Origin of the sequence: Rhodococcus sp. NPDC058532 (genome assembly GCF_042719255.1) — a bacterium.
Taxonomy (GTDB): domain Bacteria; phylum Actinomycetota; class Actinomycetes; order Mycobacteriales; family Mycobacteriaceae; genus Rhodococcus_G.
Genome location: NZ_JBHXNU010000031.1, coordinates 1 through 1,429, shown reverse-complemented (window position 1 = coordinate 1,429; position 1,429 = coordinate 1). Strand labels below are relative to the sequence as shown.

General features: G+C 65.2%; 1 protein-coding gene. It reads left to right on the top strand.

Translation table 11 applies throughout. The features are described 5' to 3' along the window. Positions 1–120: 120 nt before the first annotated feature. On the top strand, positions 121–1,425 hold the full coding sequence (locus ACFWQG_RS20290; protein ID WP_378509453.1) for an ISL3 family transposase: 1,305 nt from the start codon (positions 121–123) through the stop codon (positions 1,423–1,425). The last annotated feature ends 4 nt before the right edge of the window (positions 1,426–1,429 follow it).

Below are 1,429 nucleotides of genomic sequence, written 5' to 3'. Positions count from 1 at the left end.
AAAATCAGGCTCTTGTGACGTGTCCGTGGGTGGAACCCCGTACCAAATGAGGCGCACGCCGTTCTCCCAGTAGCGTTCTGGATTGTCTAGAAACAGTCCACTACAGACACGGAAAGCGGCGTGCGCGACACAAGCATATGGAAGCGGGTCCTCGGACTCGACAAGACCGTCATCAACGCGACCCGCTGGGACGACAACCTCGACGCGATGATCGTGTCGGTGCGTCCCAACGCGCGGGCGTGCTCACGGTGCGGGATCTGCAACCGCCGGTGCTCCCGCTATGACCGCGGACATGGGGTGCGGTTGTGGCGGACCGTCGACGTCGGCCTCGCCCACACCTACCTCGAGGCCGAGGCACCGAGGGTGACCTGCCGTTTCCACGGGGTGGTCGTCGCCGCGGTGCCCTGGGCACGCCACGGCGCCGGCCACACCCGGGTCTTCGACGACACCGTCGCATGGCTGGCCACCCACACCAGCAAGTCCGCCACCGGGGAGTTGACCCGGATCGCGTGGCGGACCGTCGGTGCGATCGTCGACCGGGTCTGGGCCGACAGCGAACACGCAACCGATCGGTTCGCTGGGCTGACGCGGATCGGGATCGACGAGATCTCCTACAAACGCGGTCATAAGTACCTGACGGTGGTCGTCGACCACAGCACCGGTCGGCTGGTGTGGGCCGCGGCAGGCCGCGACAAGGCCACCCTGGAGAAGTTCTTCACCCTGCTCGGCGAGCAGCGGTCCGCGCAACTGACGCACATCACCGCCGACGCTGCATCGTGGATCGCGCATGTCGTGGCCGCACGTGCCCCGCAGGCGGTGCGGTGCGCGGACCCGTTCCACATCGTTGCGTGGGCGACGAAGTCCCTCGACAAGGTGCGTCGTAGCGCGTGGAACCGGGCCCGTCGCACCGAGCCGTCCAGGCAGGCGTCGCAGTGGCACGCCCGCACCAAACCTGACCGGTCGAGCCCGTCACACCAGGTCAAGAACGTGCGGTGGGCATTGTTGAAGAACCCGGAGAATCTCACCGCCCGACAGAAGACTCAACTTGAGTGGGTTGCTCTGCACGACCCGTTGGTGCACCGCGCCTACCTGCTTAAAGAAGAGTTGCGGCTGATCTTCGCGCTTGATCACACCGCCGCAGAACCGGAACTCGATGCCTGGCTCGACCGTGCGGCAGGCAGTGGGATTACCGAGTTCGTTGCGCTTGCGGGTTCGGTTGCCGCTCAGCGGGCACCGATCCTTGCTGCGATCGAGCATGGTCTGTCTAATGGCCGGATCGAGTCGGTGAATACGAAGATTCGGTTGATTACTCGGCAGGCGTTCGGGTTTGCCACCCCCGAGTCGTTGATCGCGTTGGCGATGCTCAGTCTCGGGGGTGACCCGCCTCGGTTGCCGACTCTGGTGGACCCACGGATGCGTCAGTAGAGCC